The sequence below is a fragment of the Kribbella sancticallisti genome (assembly GCF_039530625.1).
In the GTDB taxonomy this organism is placed as follows: domain Bacteria; phylum Actinomycetota; class Actinomycetes; order Propionibacteriales; family Kribbellaceae; genus Kribbella; species Kribbella sancticallisti.
In genome coordinates, this window is record NZ_BAAAOS010000022.1 from 104837 (window position 1) to 123649 (window position 18813).

Sequence of the window (18813 nt, forward strand, 5' to 3'; positions counted from 1 at the left end):
CTCGATCCGTCCGCGAAATCGATGCGGGAACTGCCGCCTGATCCGAGTCGAACGCCCGGGGCCACGACGACCTTCCCGGCCGACCACGCAAGCTTCTGCTCGGTCGAGTCGAACGCGAGCTCCGGCGTCCGCGACGAGTGCAGGAAGATCCCTGCCGGAGGCTTCGGGATCCCCGCGGCCCGGACAGCCTCCGCGACGGCGCGCGCCCGGTCTTCGAACGCCGCAGTCGCTGGAGCCGGCGGAACGGCACCACGGGGCACCGTTGGAGCAACGCTGGGCGTTGCGTCGCTTGCACCAGAGGGTGGTGTGACCTCGGTTCCACACGCCGTGAGGGCGAACCCGATGAGCACGACGGCAGAACCGACGTACACACGACCCCTCGCGCCACGGTTGATCGGCCTCATACTTGGTGGACGCTTCGGGCATGGCCAATCGTTGCACTGGCCGCCGTACGGCGTGTCCTGCGAGCCCAGGGCGGGAACGACAGACCCCCAGCCGAAAACTGCCCTCTGACGTGGGGGTTCGTGTGGAGCCGCCAGTCGGAATCGAACCGACGACCTTCTCATTACGAGGAGGAACGACAGCGTCGCATCCGCTCTCTACCAGCGGTTTTAGTCACACGGCTGCCCTCAGCGAGCACGAAATTCCCCATCAGTGTCCCCCACTTCGTGCCACGGACGATGCCACGCGAGCTCACGATCGGTGGAAATGTCGGTGGGGTCTGGGACCGTGTTGTGGCATGGAGATCACTGAGCAGGTGTTGGCCGGTATGCCGGCCGGGCTGGTCCGTGTGCCGCTGGGCTGAATTCGGCTCAGGGTGGCGGTTGGCTGAGGCTGAATGCGTGAGACTGGTGATGGCTAGTCCGCTGGGGGAGACATCGTGGGCGGCCTCGTACGCGTCAGCGGTGATGAAGACTTGTCGGTGGCTGGCCGGCGCGGAGGTTCCCCTGGCGAACCCGGCCGATCCGTTGTGGACACCGGCGAAAGGCACCAGTTCTGCGTCCGTCGGGTGTCGCGATCGGCCCGGCGTTGCACGAGACGTTCGGGAGGCTGTACGACGAGACGCAGATCGCGCTGATGACGTCTCCGGACGGTTACAAGACACCGGGGATGCCGCCGCGGCCGGGGTACCTGGAGGGTGTGATGGAGACGCTGAAGCGGGCGCGTCTGCATGGCCCCCACCCACGGCCGGCGGGACTGGCGGCAACTGCCTGAGCCTGGTTGACCTACACTCCACACTGGGCCTTCACCAATGGACGGTGAAGGCCCGTTGCCGTTGTGTGGGGTCACCGGTGGGGTCGGGCGCGGGCGGTGAGTCGGAGCTGATCTCGTGTCCGCGGCCGCATCGGACTGCCGTACCGAAGCCGAACGCACTGGCCGTGGCCGGTGGTGTCACGGTGGGGCGTGTGGGGTGAGCGCGGTGGCGATCCAGGCCGGCAATGGCTTGGGCACGACTCAACTCTCATCCCCGGCTAGGCGGCTTCGTGCACCACGTCGGCTCGGTGCCTGTCAGCGCCAGCCGCCCACAGCCACCGGCTGCTCCCCGGCGATTCCTGCCGGTACGCCAGGGGCCAGCCGCAGAACTCGTCAGCCGTTCGCCCCACGCACTGAGCAGCTCGACGCTTGTCTTCCCAGTCGGACATATAGAAGAGCTGCCGGTCAGCAAGCCTCCGACCAGCGTGATCACGAGCCCCCGCAGCGGGCCGGGCATCAGCCGGCACCTCCACCACGCCGGTCTTCGGAGCTGCCAGCGTCCGCGGTGGGTCGAAGTTCTTTGTGCCCGATCCACCTAATCTCACCGTCTGGCAGCCTTCACACGGCCGATCCACTCGCCGCCCTCGCGGATCCAGGCATCGAGCTCACCGACCTGCCGCGACCAGGCGTCGAACGGCACCGGCTCGTCGAGCCGCGGGATCGCGCGGGCCGTGCGCGTCGAACTGCACGTCACGCACCCGCCGTCTGAGATAGCAGCTCGGTCATTCACACCGCGTGGGGCCATTTCGCGGTGCGAGGCAGCCTCTACTGGGTCTACCTGGAGTAGCCGCCACCCGACTGCTGGCCGCGGGTGAGCCAGATCTGGGTGATGCAGGCCCGGCCCGTACATGTCCGCCAGCGTCACCGGCCGATCATCGGATTGGTCGGGCTGCTCATGTTCGGGCTGGTGTTGCCGGTCACCTCGACCACGTGGGCCAGGCCGCCGGAGATCGACTTCGCTCTCGCGATCGCCGACGTCCGCGCCGCCGCGGAAGCCCGCGGCGGCGCGATCGGTTCTCTGAAATCCGAGTCCGCGGCGCCGACACCTATCCCCTGATCGTGCGCCCCAAGAGGCCAGGGCGTCCGTGGCGTTGCTTATCCTTCACCCACGGTCTCGATGCTAAAATCTGCCCCTGCTTGTAGCGGTCAGCGGGGCGCGGGGATCGCAACCGCGGCGTCGAACCAGGTGGACTTGTCGGTCGGGCTCGGGGCGAAGTGAAGTCCCTCGGCGATCTTGCGGACTTCGGCGACGGTGGCGCTGCCGTTGTGGAAGCCTACGACGGTGACAGCGAAATCGTAGTGCTTGCCGACGATCGTCAGCCCGGTCCTGGGGTCGTTCCCCTTGGATTTCCCGATGAGGCCCTGGTCCGCGACGCCGTACCAGGCCGGCAGTCCGTTGATGGTCAGGTCCGGCTTGCGTTGACGGTACGACTGGAGGAACTCCTTGGTGCTCTGGTAAGCGATCGCGAGATCGTCGCCGGGCTCAGGTTGGCCGTCGCGTGCGATGGACGGCAAGGAGTCCTTCTTCACGCCGGTCGCAAGGTTGCCGTCGCTGAAGTGGATGTCGAAGCCGTTGCCCGCTTCGGGTACCGCGGCTTTGGGGCCGAATTTCTCGGCGTCGGAGGTGTACGTCCTCGCCGGGGCGAGCCCCTCCGGGAGGTAGCTGACCTGGACCGGAGAGCTCAGCCGTGCTGATTGACCCGTGATCGTCTTCGCGAGTGCCATGGCGTTGGCGACGTCGGGGTTGTAAGGCGCATCAAGCCATCCGTTGTCAACCTGCCGTTCGCACGTGACCAGAGCCCAGAGTCCAGCCGCGGGTTGCCAGGCCACGGTTGTCATCTTCTTGCCCACGAGCTTGATCGGCCCGGCTGTGCCGCTAGCTGCCTTGCTGACGATTTTGTTGCCGGCGTAGTACTCCGGAGGCAGCTTGAGCACAGGCTTGGCGGTCGGCGCCGTGACGACGCTCGCCTTGATCCCATTGATCGTGACTGTGGGGCTCCCGGCCGGGATGCTGCTGGCGTCGAAGGAGCCGTTGCGGTGAACAGACCACAGGCAACTAGCGCCTACCGGGCCCGTGGCCTTCAGCAGGTACTGCACCTGGTAGTCCTGCTGGTAGGTGTGGCCGCGGTCGACCATGCCGGCCGGGATGGGAACGGTCACCCAGTTCTGCAACATGGGAAGGCCTTCCTGGCCCGCAGCCTGGCTGTCGCTCCTGAGGTGGGCAATGGCCAGCGGGCCTCCCACAGCGACGGCAACCGTCGCCACAGCGGACACCAAGATGATGGGTGTACGGCGGCGCGGTGTCGAGCGCTCGGGCCGCAGGTCTGCCAGAACGGAATCGGGGTGGGGGGCGGAGTCGGCCAGTTGGTCGAAGGCGGTGCGGAGGTCGTCCTCAGTGCGCATGGGTCACTCCGGTCCGTGAGGTCTGAAAGGTTTTGGGGGCCGCCATCTCGATGCGGAGTGCGGCCAGGGCCCGGGACGCGTGGGCGCGCACCGTGCTGGCGGTGCAGCCGAGGGTTTCGGCGATCTCGGGGTCCGACAGGCCGCCGTAGTACCGCAGGGTCAGGACGGCGCGTTGGCGGCGGGGAAGTTTCGCCAGCTCGGTGAGCAGCTGGTCGCGGTCGGCCTGCTGGTTCGCGTGGTCGGCGAGCTGCTCGGTCGGGAAAATTTCCGCGCGCGGCACGATCCGGGACCACTTGCGGCGCCAGGACAGGTACTCGTTGACCAGCATCTTGCGCAGGTAGGCGTCGGGAACGTCGGCCTCCCTGACCCGGTCCCAGTGCCGGTGCGCTTTCAGGGCGACGTCCTGAACCATGTCACCGGCCAGGTCGCCGGATCCGCACAGGGCGGTCGCGAATCTGAGCAGCTTTGGCAGCCCCACCCGGGCCCACTGTTCGAACGTCACGCCGCCTCCTAATCCGGGCCGGTTGGTCCGACCTGCACCACTAAAGACTGCGCCCGGGGCCGATCTGCTGAGTCCGACTTTTGACCACGGAGTGAGACATCCGATTTCTGACCTCTCCTGACAGCGTTTCCGGACCGCTCCATCAGCGCGGAGAGAAGCCTCACCGGCGACCCCCGGTCAGGGTGGCCGCCGCACCCGAGGGAACCGGTGCCAACGCGGCCCGAAACCTCGGCCTCGGCTGGAAGGATGTCACCCTCGATCGAGAATCGCCGCGGCGGGACGGTGGCCTTTGCGACCTTTGTCCGCCGACAGCACGGCCGCCCAGCATAGGGCGAAGAGCGGCGTGATACCTCGGATTACCCAGTGCCGATCGAGTCGACTGTCGACCGCGAGAGCCGCGACTTTCCGTTACCTCGCTGTGTGTCAGGTTGCTGACGGCGCACTTGATGCACGTCACGGGGTAGGGCGGCGAGGCGGCAGCGGTGGTGTCGTTAGTGGTGTCCATCATGGGTCAGCTCTTGGTGTCGCTGGTGGTGGTGGTGAGGTGGCTGCGCGGTGGGTGGCCTCGATGAGGTGGGGGCGTACGGCGTCGATCCAGGCGAGGGAACTCGTCGGCCGGCCAGCGCCCCCGGCGCGGTCGAGTTCGACCTCGATCGAGTCGGTCACCCACGCGGACGGGAAGTCCACCGCGAACACCCGCGACGTGTCGGTGTGTCTGCGGACCTCGACGACCAGGCCGCGCTTGCCGGGCCAGTCTCCGCCGCGCTGGTGGTCGAAGCGCCGGGCCGTCACCACGATCGGCGCAGCTCGACCAGGCAGGGGTCGCGGGATTCGTTGGAGTTGTCGGAGATGATTCGGTATATCGAAATTTCAGTCCGATATGAAGAATAACATCCCGCCCAACGCGCCCGGGGTTGTCGCGGCACAACCGCAGGCTTAGTGTTTCTGAATACGGAATCCTATTTCGGCATTTAGGAACTATGCATTCCTTCGGTAACTCGGGAGTAGTGAGGCGCGATGAGAAGATCTCCGACCCGGCGGGTGGCTGCGCTGGCCCTGGCTTTCGCCTGTACGTCGGCGCTGTTGGTGGCAGGTGTCGCGGCGTCGCCACCCGCTGCCGCGAACGGCGATGGCAAGGCCATCCACGACTTCGCCGACCCGGACGCGAAGGGGCTGGCGATCCGGACCATCCGGCTCCAGCACGCGGGCCGGGAGAACGGCACCCTGATCAGCACCTTCGAACACTGGAAACCGAACTCGGCCGAGTCCGTGCCCTACCTGATCAAGCGCAGCGCCGACGACGGACGCACGTGGACCACGCTGGCGGAGGTGGAGGACGGGGAGACCGGACCCGGACGTCCCTGGCCGACGAAGTGGACACCGTCATTGCTGGAGCTGCCGCGCCGGGTCGGGAAGTACCCGGCGGGCGCGATCTTCCTGGTCGGTGCTGTGACCGGCCCTCGCGTCGAAGTTCAGCTATGGCGGAGCCTGGACCACGGCAGGAGTTGGACCTACGGGGGAGTGGTGCAGGAAAGCAGCTCCGACGGGCGGCCGATCTGGGAACCCTTCTTGTATCTCGGGGCCAAGGGGGAACTGGTCATGCAGTTCTCCGACGAACGCGACGTGAGCCACTCGCAGAAGCTCAGTCAGGTGGTGTCCGTCGACGGCGGGGAGACCTGGGGAGCCTCCACCGAGGTCGTCGCGGCGCCCGAGTCACACCTGCGTCCGGGAATGCCGATCGTGACCAGGCTGGCCAACGGCCGATACATCCTGAGCTACGAGCTCGTGGGCGCGCCGATCGCTGCTGACGCCATGGTGAAGGAATCCGCGGACGGGGTGAACTGGGGCGACCCAGCCGACCTGGGTCGGCGACCGCAGACCGCTGATCACCGCTACCTGGCCAGCTATCCCTACCTCGTCTGGGCGCCCGGCGGCGGCCCGCAAGGGCAGTTGATCCTGACAGCCGGGTACAGCATCGATGCTCGCGCGCCTCGGCAGACTCCTGAGCAGCGGCAGTCGGCACTGGTCAGCTACGACCAGGGCAAGACCTGGTTCCGGATGCACCTGCCGTTCAAGCCCGCGGAGTGTGATGGAACGCTGTGGGGCGCCGCCCTCCTGCCGTCCAAGGACGGCCGGGAGCTACGGCTGGACTCGCCGGCCGGTCGGCCCGGCAGTACCCATTGCGGGGTCTATGCGGAGCAGGCGAATGTCGGCACGTTGCCCTACCGTGCAGATTTCGCCACCGGTGACGACCCGGGCTGGGTCCGGTACGCAGGCGACTGGTCCGTGGACGAGGCGCGGGTCTACCGGCAGAGTGCGGCCGAAGGCGGCAAGGCGCTCGCAGGATCCACGGCCTGGCGCGACTACCGTGTCTCCGCCGAGGTTCGGCTGGAGTCTGCCGGCAGTTCCGCCGCACTGCTGTTCCGGGTCACCGATCCCGCGCCGGCCCTTGCCGCGCATGACGGCTACCACGCCACGGTCACCGCCGGAGGAGACCTGCTGGTCGGCCGCAACAGCCACGACGGGCCTGCTGCAACGCTGGCCGCCGCCAAGGTGCCCGGTGGTGTGCAGCTCGGTACCTCGTACCGGCTGACTGTCAACGCACAGGGCCATCGGTTGACCGCGGAGCTGTGGACGATGGACTCCCACCGCCGCCTGGCTGTGGCGACCGTACGGGACTCGAGCTACCACAACGGCAACCTGGGCGTCAGCACAGTCGGTGCGGCCTCGTTCGACAACCTTTCCGCGCAGCACTGACGGTGCGCACTCACGAGGGAGCAACACAACGATGACAACGAACTCCGGCTATCCGGTCCCAGCCGGCGGTATCAAGGCGACGCTCGTCGGTGGCAACACCGTCGGCGCGGCACTCCGAGAACGGGAACCGAGGGCAGACGGCCATCGGCACGTGGACACCCCGGCTCTGGTCCGGCAATTGCGGGAGATGTCCGCGAATACGTATCTCTTCGGCATATGGGATGCGCCGACCGACTGGGACGACCTGCGGGAGGAGTTTCTGCCGGCCGCCGCGGCGTACGGCATCTCGGTCATCCCATACCTCGTACCGCCGTCGGAGACGGCCGAGCACGGGCGGGCCTCCCGGCCGTACCGGCTGGACTTCGTCGGGTGGGCGCGGGCGATGGCCGAACTGTCGCTCAAGTACCCGAACCTGACCGCCTGGGCGATCGACGACTTCGAGTTCCCGGTCAACGCGGAGCTGTTCACGCCCGAATACATGACCGAGATCGCCGGGACGGCGCGCGCGATCAATCCCGAGCTGTGCTTCTATACCTGCGCCTACTTCGGGACCGCGACCAGTGAACGGTTCCTGGACAGGTACGGCCCGTACATCGACGGCATCATCTACCCGTTCCTGGACGGCGACCACGAGAATACGACAGTGGCGGCGTCACTCGCCGGCTGTCTGGACCGGATCCTCGAGCTGACCGAGCCCCGGCAGCTCGACCTCATCCCGCTGATCTACACCGGACGTTTCCTGGACGCGCCGCTTCCGCCCACGGAGGGCTATGTCACCGAGACGCTGACCGTGGCTGACGAGTACGCCCGGGCCGGCCGGACCCCAGGGGTCATTGCCTACGGCACCCAGCTGGACGGCGCACCGACCCCTGCCACCGACCACCGATCCATGTACGGCGCGGGCAGGCTCGCGCTGGTGGCCCCGCGCGCCGCCGTACCGGCCGGAGCCGTCGCCGCGGCTGATCAGGTCGTCGTCGTCGATCCGGCCTCGCCTCGCTACGAGGTCTCCTTCTGGTATCACCGCTCCTTCCTTGCCAACGGCATCGACCGCGGGACGTACGTGCTCGAGTTGCTGATCGACGACACGACGGTTTGGAGCAAGGACGTCAACGAGCAGCGATGGGACCTATGGGTCCAGGGCGACGCCTTGCACGGCCCAGTCGACGTCACCGAATGGGTCGCGGGACGTGACCAGGTCACGCTGACGTTTCGGCTGCGGTGCCTGCGGGACGTGTCGCTGGGCTACATCGACGTCGGTATCGACAACCTGGAAACCGTCGGTCTGCACGTGCGTAACCCCGGTTTCGAAGAACCGGCGGACTGGTCGCTGTCCGCCGGCGGGGGACCGCTGCTGGCGGTTGTCGACCTCCATGTACCAGACCGGCCGGCGCGCATCGTTTCCGCGGTGTCCCGATCTTTCGGGGCACGATGACCGAACCCGGGAGCAGCTGCCGTGACTGGGACGACTACGACACCGCGTTCCCCGAGTACTTCACCCCGCCCTATCCGCCCGGCTGACCGCCGGTGCGGATCTCGGCGGCATCTTCGTCGAGACCGAGGTGGTCGCACTGCTGCCCGGCGCGATCGCCGCCGACGGACCTGATCGAGAGAACCGACCACGGTGGACGCGGACCTCGCAGGGCACCTGGAGTTCGCTCGGCGGCAGGTCGAAGGCCTCGCACGCGCGCAGCGGGCGACCTTTGACCGATCTGGAGGTCGAGACGCTGCCAGGGGGTCCTCGGCCACCGGCACCTGCCGGTCGGCCGGGTCGGTTCCTACTCGCCCGGAGGCAGGCACCCACTGATCGCGTCGTCGATCATGACGGTGACCGTGCCCAATGTCCCGGGGGGCGACTGCGTGGTGGCTGTCGCGCCGCCGCGGGAGGGAAGGGCCACGTCGGTCGGGTTGTGTCTGGCGCGGGCTGGGATGGACAAGCGGCCGTGGTTGGAGCGGTTGGGCGTGGATGCGGTGTCGCCGATGAGCGGGAAGCCGTGGGAGCTGTACGTGGACAACGGCGCGGAGTTTCACAGCGAGGCGCTGCGCCGCGGCTGTGACCAGCACGGGATGGTGTTGCGGTACCGGCCGCCGGGTCAGCCGCATTACGGCGGGATCGTGGAGCGAGTGATCGGCACGATGATGCGCCTGGTGCACGAGTTGCCGGGTACGACGTTCTCGAACGTGGCCGAGCGGGGCGGCTACGACAGCGACGGCCGGGCAGTGATGACGCTGACCGAGCTGACTGCTGTTGGCGGTGGCCTGCTATCACGGACAGGTCCACGACTTCCTCGGCCGGACTCCGGCGGCGGCTTGGGCCGAGCTGGCCGGTGCGGCGGACCAGGGACCGGTGACGGTATCGAACGAAACCGCCTTCTTGGTCGACTTCCTGCCCGTCGGACGCCGCTCGCTGACCCGGACCGGATTCCTGGTCGACCACGTGTACTACTACTGTCATGCGCTCCGCCCGTGGATCGCCCGGCGGGAGCAGCTGGACAAGTTCGTGCTACGCCGCGACCCGCGCGACATCTCCCGGATCTGGGCACTCGAACCGGACGGTACGGCGTGTGTACAGGTGCCCTATCGGGCGCAGTCGCGTCCGGCGATCAGCATGTCGGAGCGGTGCGCGGCTGTTGCACGGCTGCGCGAGCAGGACCGTGACGACGTGGACGAGCAGGCGGTGTTCGCGATGGTCGACCAGATGCGCCGCATCACCGACACCGCGGCGGCTACGACTCGCAAGGCCCGTCGCGACCAGGGCCGCCGCGACGAGGCAGGCCACCAGACGCGGAGCACCGGTACGCCGGCCCCAGTGGTCGAGCCGCCGACTGGCCCGGACGATGTGGACGCCGAAGCGCCGCTTTCGGCGCCTGCGTTCGAGGTGATCGAGCAGTGGTGACCCCGGATACACAGCCGGCCGCCTCCGTCGACCCCGAGGGCAGCCAGGACGACGGCCAGCAGCTGGGGCATCTGCATGAGTCGGCGCGGTCGATCGCCCTGCTGGGCGACGAGGAACGGCTGCGGTACATGCGGGCCGATCGGTGGATCGGGTACCCGGCCGCGGTCGCGGCGCTGTCCCGGCTGGAGACGATGCTGGCGTGGCCGGCCAAGCAGCGGATGCCGAACCTGCTGCTGATCGGGCCGACGAACAACGGTAAGTCGATGATCATCGAAAGGTTCCGCCGTACTCACCCCCCGGTCTCGCACGAGGACCGGGAAGAGATCCCGGTGCTGGTGGTTCAGGTGCCGTCGGAGCCGGACGTCGGCCGGTTCTACACCGCCGTACTGGCCGCGCACGGGGCACCACGCCGCAACTACCGGGCGGCCGAGTTGGAGCAGGTCGTGCTCGGGTTGATGCGGCCACCGGGGTGCGGACGCTGGTGATCGACGAGCTGCACAACATCATGGGCGGCCGCGGTGACCGCCGCCGCGAGTTCCTGAACCTGCTGCGGTTCCTCGGCAACGAGCTGCGGATCCCGTTGGTCGGTGTCGGCACTCGCGACGCCTACCTGGCGATTCGGGGGACGACCAGCTGGAGAACCGGTTCGCCCCATTCACGTTGCCGACCTGGGAACCCGGTGCCGATGCCTGCTCGCTGGTGGCCAGCTTTGCCGCATCGTTCCCGCTGCGCAGGCCCTCGTCGATTGCCACCGCGGAGATGACGTCGTACGTCGTACCTGCTGACCCGCTGTGAGGCGAGATCGGTGAGCTCGCCACGCTGCCGGCTGAGGCCGCAACCGTCGCGATCACCACCGGCGAGGAGGCCATCAACGCCCACACGCTCCAGCTCGCCGCGTATGCCGGACCCGGCGAGCGGCGGCGCCTGTTCGAGCGCGAACTCTCGTGACCGCGCCCAGCACGTGGACCGGCCCGTCGACCGGCGCGGCGGACGATGCGCCGTCTCGGCGTTGGCCTTTGCACCCGCCGCCCGGCGAGCGTGAGTCGCTGACGTCGTGGCTGGACCGGCTCGCGGTGCTGTACCAGATGACCTCCGATCAGCTGATTGGACCGCAGAACCTGCCACGATCCGCGCCGTACCCGGCCTACGACCTGAACGTGCACCCGCCGCCGGCGGTGCTGTCCGCGCTGTCGCAGCGCACCGGCCAGTCGGTCGACCGGCTGAAGGCGATGACGCTGTCGGGCTGGGCTCCTGCCGGACCAGCTGGTGCCCCGGAGACAAGCAGTACTCCGGGCGCGAGTTCTTCAACTACGTCCGGTCCAACCCGGTTCTGTTCCCGCTCGGAGAGGCCGGTATCCAGCGCCCGGACGGCAATCTGAGCCGCTGGATCGGGCCTTGGCTGCCCGCGACGTGGCTGAACCGGCACTGCCCGGTCGGTCTGCGTCACCGACCCGGACCGAGGCCAGGAACTGATGTGGCGGCTGCCGCTGGTGCTGGGCTGCCACGAGCACGGCTGCTACCTCGAGGACTTGTTCGCCGCCAAGTTCCATTCCCTGCTGCACGACGGCCAGCCGATGCCAGCTCGGCGCATTCCCGAACCCCTCGCGACGCTGGAGCGCTACACCTACAGCGCCCTGAACACCGGACTGGTCGATCTGCCCGGCCGCACCGTCCAGGCCGCGGTGTTGGTTCCGAATGCTGCGGTCCGTGCTGGACGAGGTCAGTCTCGCGATCACCTCCCGGCGAAAGTGGCCCCAGGAGGCACTGCGCACGATCTGGAAGACAGCCGGGCTGCCTCCTCGCGGCGGCCACGACCATCTGCCGGTCGGAGATGTGCGGTGAGTCGAGGTGCTGCTCGACCATGTTCGAGGCGGGAACGCGATCAGCAGCCCGACGATCTCACCAGCCCGGTGCCGGTGTCAGGGGCTGTGACCGCCACCAGGGCGAGCTCCGTTCTCGCAAAACCTACGACCGCCAGGGGTGAGTCCGGCGTCCGATACTATTCGTGTCATGTTCGATCCCCGTGCCTAGAGAGTGCTCGCCGTCGCCGAGCCCGATCACCTCACCCCGCTCCACTGACGGAGCCGGGGCTCTCTAGGAGCGTTCTCTTATGTCCAGCACTTCACGTGCTGGGAGCTACCGTGACGTCCTGCTGCTGCCGCATGCGCTGCGCACCTTCGTGCCCGCGCTGTTCGGCCGGCTGTCGTACGGCCTGCTCCCGCTGTCCGCGTTGTTCACCGTCCAGCAAGCAACCAACTCGTTCGCGACCGCGGGTCTCGCGGTCGCCGCCTTCGGCCTCGCTGCGTTGACGATGCCCGTCAAGGCCCGCTTGGTCGATCGCCACAGCCAACGCCGTGTCCTCCCCCCGATGGCCGTCATCTGCGCATCGGGACTGGCCGCCACCGCCCTCGCCCGTACTGCGAACGCCGCGGTGCTGGTGATCCTGGTCGGTCTGGCGGGCGTGTTCGCCCCGCCGCTCGGCCCGTCGATGCGGGCCACCTGGCGGCTCGTCACCGACAGGACCGAGCTCAAGCAACGTGCTTACGCCCTCGACTCGATCTGCGAGGAATCGCTGTATCTGGGTGGTCCGCTCATCGCGGGACTTCTGATCAGCTTCTGGTCCGCGCCGGCCGCGCTGGCGTCCTCGGCCGTGCTGATGGTCGCCGGGACCTTCGGGATGGTCGCGACACCGCCGGCCACGCATGTCGCCGAGCAAGAGGCCCCGCGCCGGTTCCTTGATCCAGGGCCGTTGCGGAGTGCGGGGCTTCGGCGAATCGTGCTGATCATCTTCCTCGTGGCCGGTGGAGTGAGCGTGGCCTACATCTGTGTGGCGGGTGTCGCGCAAGGTCAAGGGCGGGCCGGGGCGGCCGGATTCGTCGAGGCGGCCATCGGTCTGGGCAGTGTGATCGGAGGGCTGACCTGGGCCCGTCGTACCCATACCCGATCGCACTGGCACCACCTGGCCGGCTTGATCGCCTTGCTGGCCGCCGCGTTCATGGCGGCAGCCTTCGCCAGCAATCTGATCGTGCTCGGTGTGGTGATGGCAGTCGGCGGTCTGGCCGTCGCTCCGCTCTTCGTCGTGTCCTACCTGGCGGTCGACGACCTGACCCCACAGCACCAACGAACCGAGGCGAGCACCTGGATCAACACCGGTAATAACCTCGGCAGTGCGGCCGGCGCATCCTTGGCCGGATTGGCGATCGACCGTACCGACCCGTCGTACGGGTTCCTGGCCGGAGCAGGGCTGCTCGCCCTCACGGTGCTGCTCATCGGCCTGGGGTCGCGCTTACGCTGCCGGACTGGGAATCCGGGCGGCCGGTACGAGCACGCCGCGCCGAGCGGCTCTGTGGACGCTGACGGCGACTCTGGCCTGGTCAGGTGATGCGCTGGGTCACCATGGTCCAGTACCGGACCATGGTGACCCAGCAAGGGTCAGCCGTCGCCCGCCTGGGCGTGGTGCCCGCCAACCTGGGCGTTCTCCCTGCTTTGGGTGCCGTTGACTGCGATGATCCTCTGGCTCGCCTACCGGTGGCCGGGACAGGGGAGCGGAGAACCTCGTCGAGGTCCGCGAACACGTCGACCCCGTACCGCGCGGCTGCCTGGCGACGGTCCGGCAAGGCGTCGGCGAGGGTCAACAACCCGACCGACTGGTGCCGGGACAGGGCCGGCAGATAGGCGCCCAGGCCGATCTCTCGAAGGCCCCCCCAAGGCGACCTGCACTGGTCGCTAACTTCCAAATATCATCTTCAATTTCTGATAGTTGAATCTTAAGTTGCGGTCCGGCAGGACGCAAGGCGTCGCAGGACCGGGGTGTGGCCGCGATCACGCCTTCAGCGCGCCGGCGAGGACACCGCGCACGAAGTACCGCTGGAAAGCGACGAAGAGGATTGCCATCGGCAACAGGCTGAGCACCGCGACGGCGGTGGTGCCGCCGATGTTCTGGGTGAACTGGGTGTTGGTCGTGGCGATTCCTACGGTGAGGGTGCGCATCTCGGCGGACTGGGCCATCAGCAGTGGCCACAGGAAGGAGTTCCAGCTGGCGACGAAGGTGAAGATCGCCAGCACGGCCATCGGCTGGAGGCACAGCGGAAGGACCACGCTGCCGAAGATGCGCAGCTCCGAAGCGCCGTCGATGCGTGCCGACTCCAGCAGCGAGTCCGGAATCCCCCGGATGAACTGGCGGAGCAGGAAGACACCGAAGGGGCCGGCCAGGGACGGGATGATCAGCCCCGCGTAGCTGTCGACCATGCCGAGCCTGGCCGCGATCAGGTACACCGGCACCAAGGTGGCGGAGAAGGGCAGCATTAGCGTGGCGAGCAGTAACCCGAAGCTGAGTTCCCGGCCCGGGAACCTGAGCTTGGCGAAGGCGTACGCCGCCAGCAGGTCGACCAGGACCGTGAGAGCCGTGACCGCGCCTCCGACGAGCAGGCTGTTCGCGACGTAACGCGGAACCAGCGGGTCGTTGAAGACCTCTCGGTAGTTCTGGAGCGTCCATGTTGCCGGCGACAACGAGAATTCGAGGAACGTCGTCGACTTGAGCGACACCACCACCACGATGAGGACCGGGGCGGCGAACAGCAGGCTGGTCAGCGTGGCCACCAGGTGCATGGCCAGCACGGAGGGCCAGCCGGAACGACCACCCGTCATTGGTCAACCCCTGCCCGGCGGCCCAGGAACGCCGCCGAGATGATCGCGGTGATCCCCAGCAGGATGACGCTCATGGTCGCGGCGTAGGCGACGGACCCACCATTGAATGCGTTCTGGTAGACGTACCACATCGCGGTGTAGGTCGCGGTCCCCGGGCCGCCGTTCGTCATCACGAATACTAGGTCGAATACCTGGACGGCGTTGATCGTGACCAGTGCGAGTACTACCTGCATAACGGGCTGGATCAGCGGCAGCTTGATCCGGGTCAGCACCTGCCAGGTGTTGGCACCGTCGATCCGGGCCGCCTCCAGGAGCTCACCCGGGATGCTGTTGAACCCGGCCATGAAGACGAGACCGTAGAAGCCGCAGCTGCTCCACGCTGTGATCAGGGCCAGGAAGACGATGGCGGTGGCCCCATCGGTCAGCCAGGGGATCTCGAGGCCGAAGACCCGCGCCATCAGCAACTGCAGAGGTCCCTGCTCCGGGTCGATCAGAACCTTCCAGATCAACCCGGTCGCGACCACCGACAGCAAAGAGGGCAGATAGATCAGCGTTCGATGGATGACCATTCCCCGTAGCTTGGAGGCCAGCAGCAGACCCACCGAGCCGGCGACGACCAGTGTCACGGGTGTCGAGATCGCCATGAACAGCAGCGTGTTGCGCAGTGAGTCACGGAACAGCGTGTCGGAGAAGATAGTGCGATAGTTGTCCAGCCGGTTGAAGCGTAGCCCGCTCAGGATGCTGCCACGCTGGAACGTCAGGACGAATGTGTAGACGAACGGAACCGCGATGAACAGGCCGAACACCGCGGCCTTGGACACCACGAACGGGGCAGCGACCACCAGTTCCCGGATCGGCCGCCGCATCAGCCGGCCGCCGCGGCCATCTGCTTGATCTGGTTGCGGGCGTCGCGGATCATGTCGTCCAGCGGCTGGCGGCCGGTGACGTAGTCGTTGATCTTTCCGATCAGGTACTCGTTCGGCTGGTACTTCAACGCCGGCGGGATCCGCTGGAACCTGGTCATCTTCGAGGCTTCGTTCATGAACTCGTTCATCCGCCGATCGGGCAGCTCGGTGTAGAAGGCGCCGCTGGACCCGTTGATCGGCAGACCGAGGATCAGCCGGGTGTAACGCTCCTTGGGCCCCGGCGACAGGATGTGTTTGGCGAGCTTGTAGGCGGTCTCCGGGTTCTTGCTCTTCGCCGCCACCGCGATGTAGCCGCAACCACCGACCATGAACTGCTCGCCACCCGGACCCTTCGGCGGCTCAAGGAGCTTCAGCCGGGCCGCCGGAAAGGCCTTCGCCTGCTCCGCCGACAGTGCGTGGGTCCACTGCATACCTGACTTGCCCGAGACCATGGCGTTGGCCCACTTCGACTCGTCGTTGTAGAGCCCCGGCGGAGTGGCCGCGCCGGAGTCGACCATTTCCTTCATGTTCTCCAATGCCCCGCGGCCGGCATCGTTGTCGAACCCGATGTCCTTGCCGTCCTCGGAGATATACTCGGTGCCGAACGACCAGAAGTAGTGCCAGACGTAGTTCTCCTGGATAGCCGGAACAGCCGGCCACGTCATCCCGTAGTGCGCGACCTTCGACTTGTCGAAGCCGGCCTCACCCAGTCTGTGTCCCCCGGCGTCGACGGTCATCGCCTTCGCGAACTCGATCATCTCGGCGTAAGTGGTCGGGAACACCGGCTTGCCGGCCTTCTCCCAGACATTCAGGTTGACGGTGAGGTTGTGGCCGCTGTCGGTCACATAGGGGATCGCCCGAAGTTCGCCGCCAACTCCCTGCGCGACCTTGAGTAGGTTCGGGTTCACGTTCTCCAGAAGCTTGTCGATGTCCTCCTTTGGGGCGATCTCCCGGAAGTCGGCCAGTACACCGGAGTCACGCCACTTGTTCATCCAGGGAATGATCTGGTAAGTCACGTCCGGCGGGTTGCCGGCAGAGAAGGCGGCCGTGTACTTGGTCAGGGAGTCCTCCCAGGGAACCAGCAGTGTTTTGGCTGTCATCCCGGGGTTTTCCGCGGCGAAGCCCTTCTCGATCTCGGCGAGGAAGGCTTGCATCTCCTTCTGTCCGGCGTTCGGTTGTGTCCAGTAGATCGGCTGGCCACCCTCGGATCCCTCGCCGTCGTCCCTGCAGTTGCTCAGAAGCAGCGCGCTGCCCACCCCGGCGGTCAGTCTCAGAAAGTTCCTGCGGTCGATGCTTCCCGCCGTGCGCGTCGTGCCGGTCATCTGGCTCTCCTTGCAGGTTGAGTGCTGTGCTTGTTGGGACCCGGTGACTTGACTACAGCTGGATCAGAAGGGACGGCCGCTCGGTCAGGTTGGGTCGGATCCGAGTGGGAACCAGCCGTCGCGGAAGTGCCACGGTCGATTGCATCTGATCTGATCGATGACAGCTCGTTGCAGAGTGGTTGCCCGAGGCAACAACTCGAGCTCCGCCAAGCGTCTCTTGAAGAGGAACTCGACCACAGTGGCGGAATCGTCCCCGGTAGGGTCGACCGGGCGAAGGGTGAACCGCTGCTGGAAACGGATGATGTTGGAGTCCGCGGGTAGGTACTCCAGCAACTGCGGGTCAAGAACCCACGAGGTACAGACGGTGTACCGGTAGGTCTCGTCCGGGAAGTGCCGCGCGAAGAACCTGCCGGCCAGACCCAGCGACTCGTCGACAGATGAGGGAGTCAGTCTGCCTTCGGGGATGTGCAGGCCTAGGACGTGGTCGCCAGGTTCCGGTCCACCGTCATCAAGACTGGGCCCTGGCGGCACGATCAGCCGTTCGTAGTGCAGCCGCCCCAGCGGGTAGATCGCACCACGGAAGTGATGGGTGATCCAGTCCTGGGTGTGCAGGCCGCCCCTGCCATAGATGGCGCGGTGGTTGACCATCTGCGCAGCGATGACTCCCAGGCTGTCCCACGACACTTCGTCCGGGACATGGTGCAGAGCGTGGTAGCGCCGTGCGTGCGGAACGACGGCCAGGAACACCCAGACGTATGCGAACCGGCCGACGGCACCCAAGCTTGACAGGGTGGGCCACGGTGGTGAGAGCCTTCCCGGCCGGCCGACGTTGCTGATGAGGTGGTGGTAGCACCTCTCGAGCAGCCACCAGAGCTCGGGGTGATCCCGCGGGTCCGGGCGGGCACCAAGAGTCTCGGTTCGGTCGAGATCGCAGACGCCCAGGTCTCGCAGATACTGGTCTGCCACCGGCCCGTCTGGTAGGCGGAACCTCTCTGGAGTGGAGCCGAACGCCGCCAGGCGGGCCAGGTCATCCAGATCGGCGTCTGTCAGGCCGAGGGCTCGACGTACGCGTCTGACCTCGTCGCCCGGCGCCGCTGCGTGGTCATCGTTCAGCTGGAACACGGTACCCACTCCGCGACCTTGATCATCGCCGACGGCCTCTTCATGATTCGAAATATCGAAACTAAATCTTGTATCTTGCAACTGTAGTGTTGAATATGCGCGGGCGGCAACCTTCTGTCAAGCGATGCAGAAAAGACTTCTGTTCAATGTCCGCGCCGTCGGGTGTTGGGTCCGGAGCTACTCCAACGACGAGCCGGCACGTCGACCGAAGGGGCGGTGCTCAGTTCGCACTGTCGGCTCAGTCGAGTTTCGGAGCGCCGCGTCTCCCGGAGATGGTGTGACCGAGTTGGATCAGAGGCTTCTGAGCGGCCGCGCGAGTCTGTCCCCGCAGGTCCTTGGCGACTCCGGTGACTCCAACCGCGCCAGGGACGTGACCGGAAGCGGCGAATAGCGGGACTGCGATGCACGCGGCCCCGCCTGCTCCTCCTGCGCCACGGAGGAGAGGTCCACCTTGCGCATCACTTGCACGGCCAGGCCGTACAGCCGCAGTGTGGGGCGCTCGAAGCAGCCGGGTCAGCCCGGCCAGTGCGATCAGGCACCCTCAGGCGATTGCGTCGAGCTGGCGGACGTGACCGAAAGCGAACGATCCCAGGAATGGGCCCAACATCGACGGGGCGTAGGCTCGGGTGAAGATCCGTCCCATCCCGCCGTGACGCAATAGCGCCATGTCATTGATCGAATCGGCCCCAGCGACCATGCCCGCAACCAGCGAGGCGACCTTCACTCCGTGTTCGCCCCCTTGTCGGACGGCACTGTCAAGTGCATCTGAGTGAGCTCGTGCAGGCCTGTCTGATCGGCCAGCGCAAGAACCGGGACCAGCCCCGCCGACGACATCAGATTCGGATGTCGAAGACCGCCGGCGGTCGCCACACGCGTGTGTCGGAGTTTCACGCAGAGATGTCCCTCGCTCTTGGCCGAATCGAGCGGTGAAGAAGTCATTTCTCCCGCCACGCCAGGGCACTTTGCATCGACTTCGGCGCGCTCATCCGGCAAAGCTCATCGGGTGAA

At 66.9% G+C, this 18813-nt stretch carries 14 protein-coding genes and 3 pseudogenes; 8 read left to right on the top strand and 9 right to left on the bottom strand.

Features of this window, described 5'->3' with window-relative positions:
* Nucleotides 1–1795: 1795 nt before the first annotated feature.
* Entirely contained in the window at nt 1796–1948 is a 153-nt protein-coding gene (locus ABD255_RS19925; protein ID WP_344216049.1) for a hypothetical protein, read from the bottom strand.
* Nucleotides 1949–2065: 117 nt separating this feature from the next.
* Between ABD255_RS19925 and ABD255_RS19930 the strand changes: the two genes are divergently transcribed.
* Entirely contained in the window at nt 2066–2311 is a 246-nt protein-coding gene (locus ABD255_RS19930) for a hypothetical protein (protein ID WP_344216051.1), read from the top strand.
* Between the two features lie 89 nt (nt 2312–2400).
* On the opposite strand, the gene ABD255_RS19935 is transcribed toward ABD255_RS19930, so the two are convergent.
* From ABD255_RS19935 to ABD255_RS19945, 3 genes are all read right to left on the bottom strand, one after another.
* Complete coding sequence (locus ABD255_RS19935) at nt 2401–3657, bottom strand: hypothetical protein (protein ID WP_344216053.1); 1257 nt, start codon at nt 3655–3657, stop codon at nt 2401–2403.
* Complete coding sequence (locus tag ABD255_RS19940; RefSeq protein WP_344216055.1) at nt 3647–4159, bottom strand: SigE family RNA polymerase sigma factor; 513 nt, start codon at nt 4157–4159, stop codon at nt 3647–3649. The genes ABD255_RS19935 and ABD255_RS19940 overlap by 11 nt, the downstream gene beginning before the upstream one ends.
* Nucleotides 4160–4663: 504 nt before the next feature.
* Nucleotides 4664–4954 carry a hypothetical protein gene (locus tag ABD255_RS19945; RefSeq protein WP_344216057.1) on the bottom strand — a complete coding sequence of 97 codons (291 nt, stop codon included), beginning with the start codon at nt 4952–4954 and terminating at the stop codon, nt 4664–4666.
* Between the two features lie 222 nt (nt 4955–5176).
* On the opposite strand from ABD255_RS19945, the gene ABD255_RS19950 reads away from it, so the two are divergent.
* The 7 genes and pseudogenes from ABD255_RS19950 (at nt 5177) to ABD255_RS19975 (ending at nt 13191) form a co-directional block, all read left to right on the top strand.
* Complete coding sequence (locus ABD255_RS19950; RefSeq protein WP_344216059.1) at nt 5177–6916, top strand: sialidase family protein; 1740 nt, start codon at nt 5177–5179, stop codon at nt 6914–6916.
* Between the two features lie 31 nt (nt 6917–6947).
* A complete protein-coding gene (locus ABD255_RS19955; RefSeq protein WP_344216060.1) occupies nt 6948–8348 on the top strand; it encodes a hypothetical protein in 1401 nt (466 codons plus the stop codon).
* Nucleotides 8349–8668: 320 nt separating this feature from the next.
* A pseudogene (locus ABD255_RS43765) lies at nt 8669–8773 on the top strand (hypothetical protein); the annotation flags it as partial.
* A gap of 394 nt (nt 8774–9167) precedes the next feature.
* A complete protein-coding gene (locus ABD255_RS43770) occupies nt 9168–9809 on the top strand; it encodes a Mu transposase C-terminal domain-containing protein (protein WP_425554471.1) in 642 nt (213 codons plus the stop codon).
* A 128-nt stretch (nt 9810–9937) separates the two neighbouring features.
* Nucleotides 9938–10572 (top strand): annotated as a pseudogene (locus ABD255_RS19965) (TniB family NTP-binding protein).
* Between the two features lie 181 nt (nt 10573–10753).
* Nucleotides 10754–11188, top strand: coding sequence for a TniQ family protein (locus ABD255_RS19970; protein WP_344216062.1), 435 nt, complete (start codon nt 10754–10756; stop codon nt 11186–11188).
* 731 nt (nt 11189–11919) lie between these two features.
* A complete protein-coding gene (locus tag ABD255_RS19975) occupies nt 11920–13191 on the top strand; it encodes an MFS transporter (RefSeq protein WP_344216064.1) in 1272 nt (423 codons plus the stop codon).
* Between the two features lie 440 nt (nt 13192–13631).
* Here ABD255_RS19975 and ABD255_RS19980 read toward each other — a convergent pair whose 3' ends face one another.
* From ABD255_RS19980 to ABD255_RS20000, 5 genes and pseudogenes are all read right to left on the bottom strand, one after another.
* A complete protein-coding gene (locus ABD255_RS19980) occupies nt 13632–14363 on the bottom strand; it encodes a carbohydrate ABC transporter permease (RefSeq protein ID WP_425554472.1) in 732 nt (243 codons plus the stop codon).
* 89 nt (nt 14364–14452) lie between these two features.
* Nucleotides 14453–15322 (bottom strand): carbohydrate ABC transporter permease, encoded by an 870-nt coding sequence (locus ABD255_RS19985; RefSeq protein WP_344216069.1) that lies wholly within the window; start codon nt 15320–15322, stop codon nt 14453–14455.
* The gene (locus tag ABD255_RS19990) at nt 15322–16683 is read right to left on the bottom strand and encodes an ABC transporter substrate-binding protein (protein WP_344216071.1); all 1362 of its coding nucleotides are present in this window, start codon (nt 16681–16683) and stop codon (nt 15322–15324) included. Before ABD255_RS19990 ends, ABD255_RS19985 begins: the two co-directional genes overlap by 1 nt.
* A gap of 84 nt (nt 16684–16767) precedes the next feature.
* Entirely contained in the window at nt 16768–17814 is a 1047-nt protein-coding gene (locus ABD255_RS19995; protein WP_344216073.1) for an acyltransferase domain-containing protein, read from the bottom strand.
* Nucleotides 17815–18349: 535 nt separating this feature from the next.
* A pseudogene (locus ABD255_RS20000) lies at nt 18350–18696 on the bottom strand (IS1380 family transposase); the annotation flags it as partial.
* Between the last annotated feature and the right edge of the window lie 117 nt (nt 18697–18813).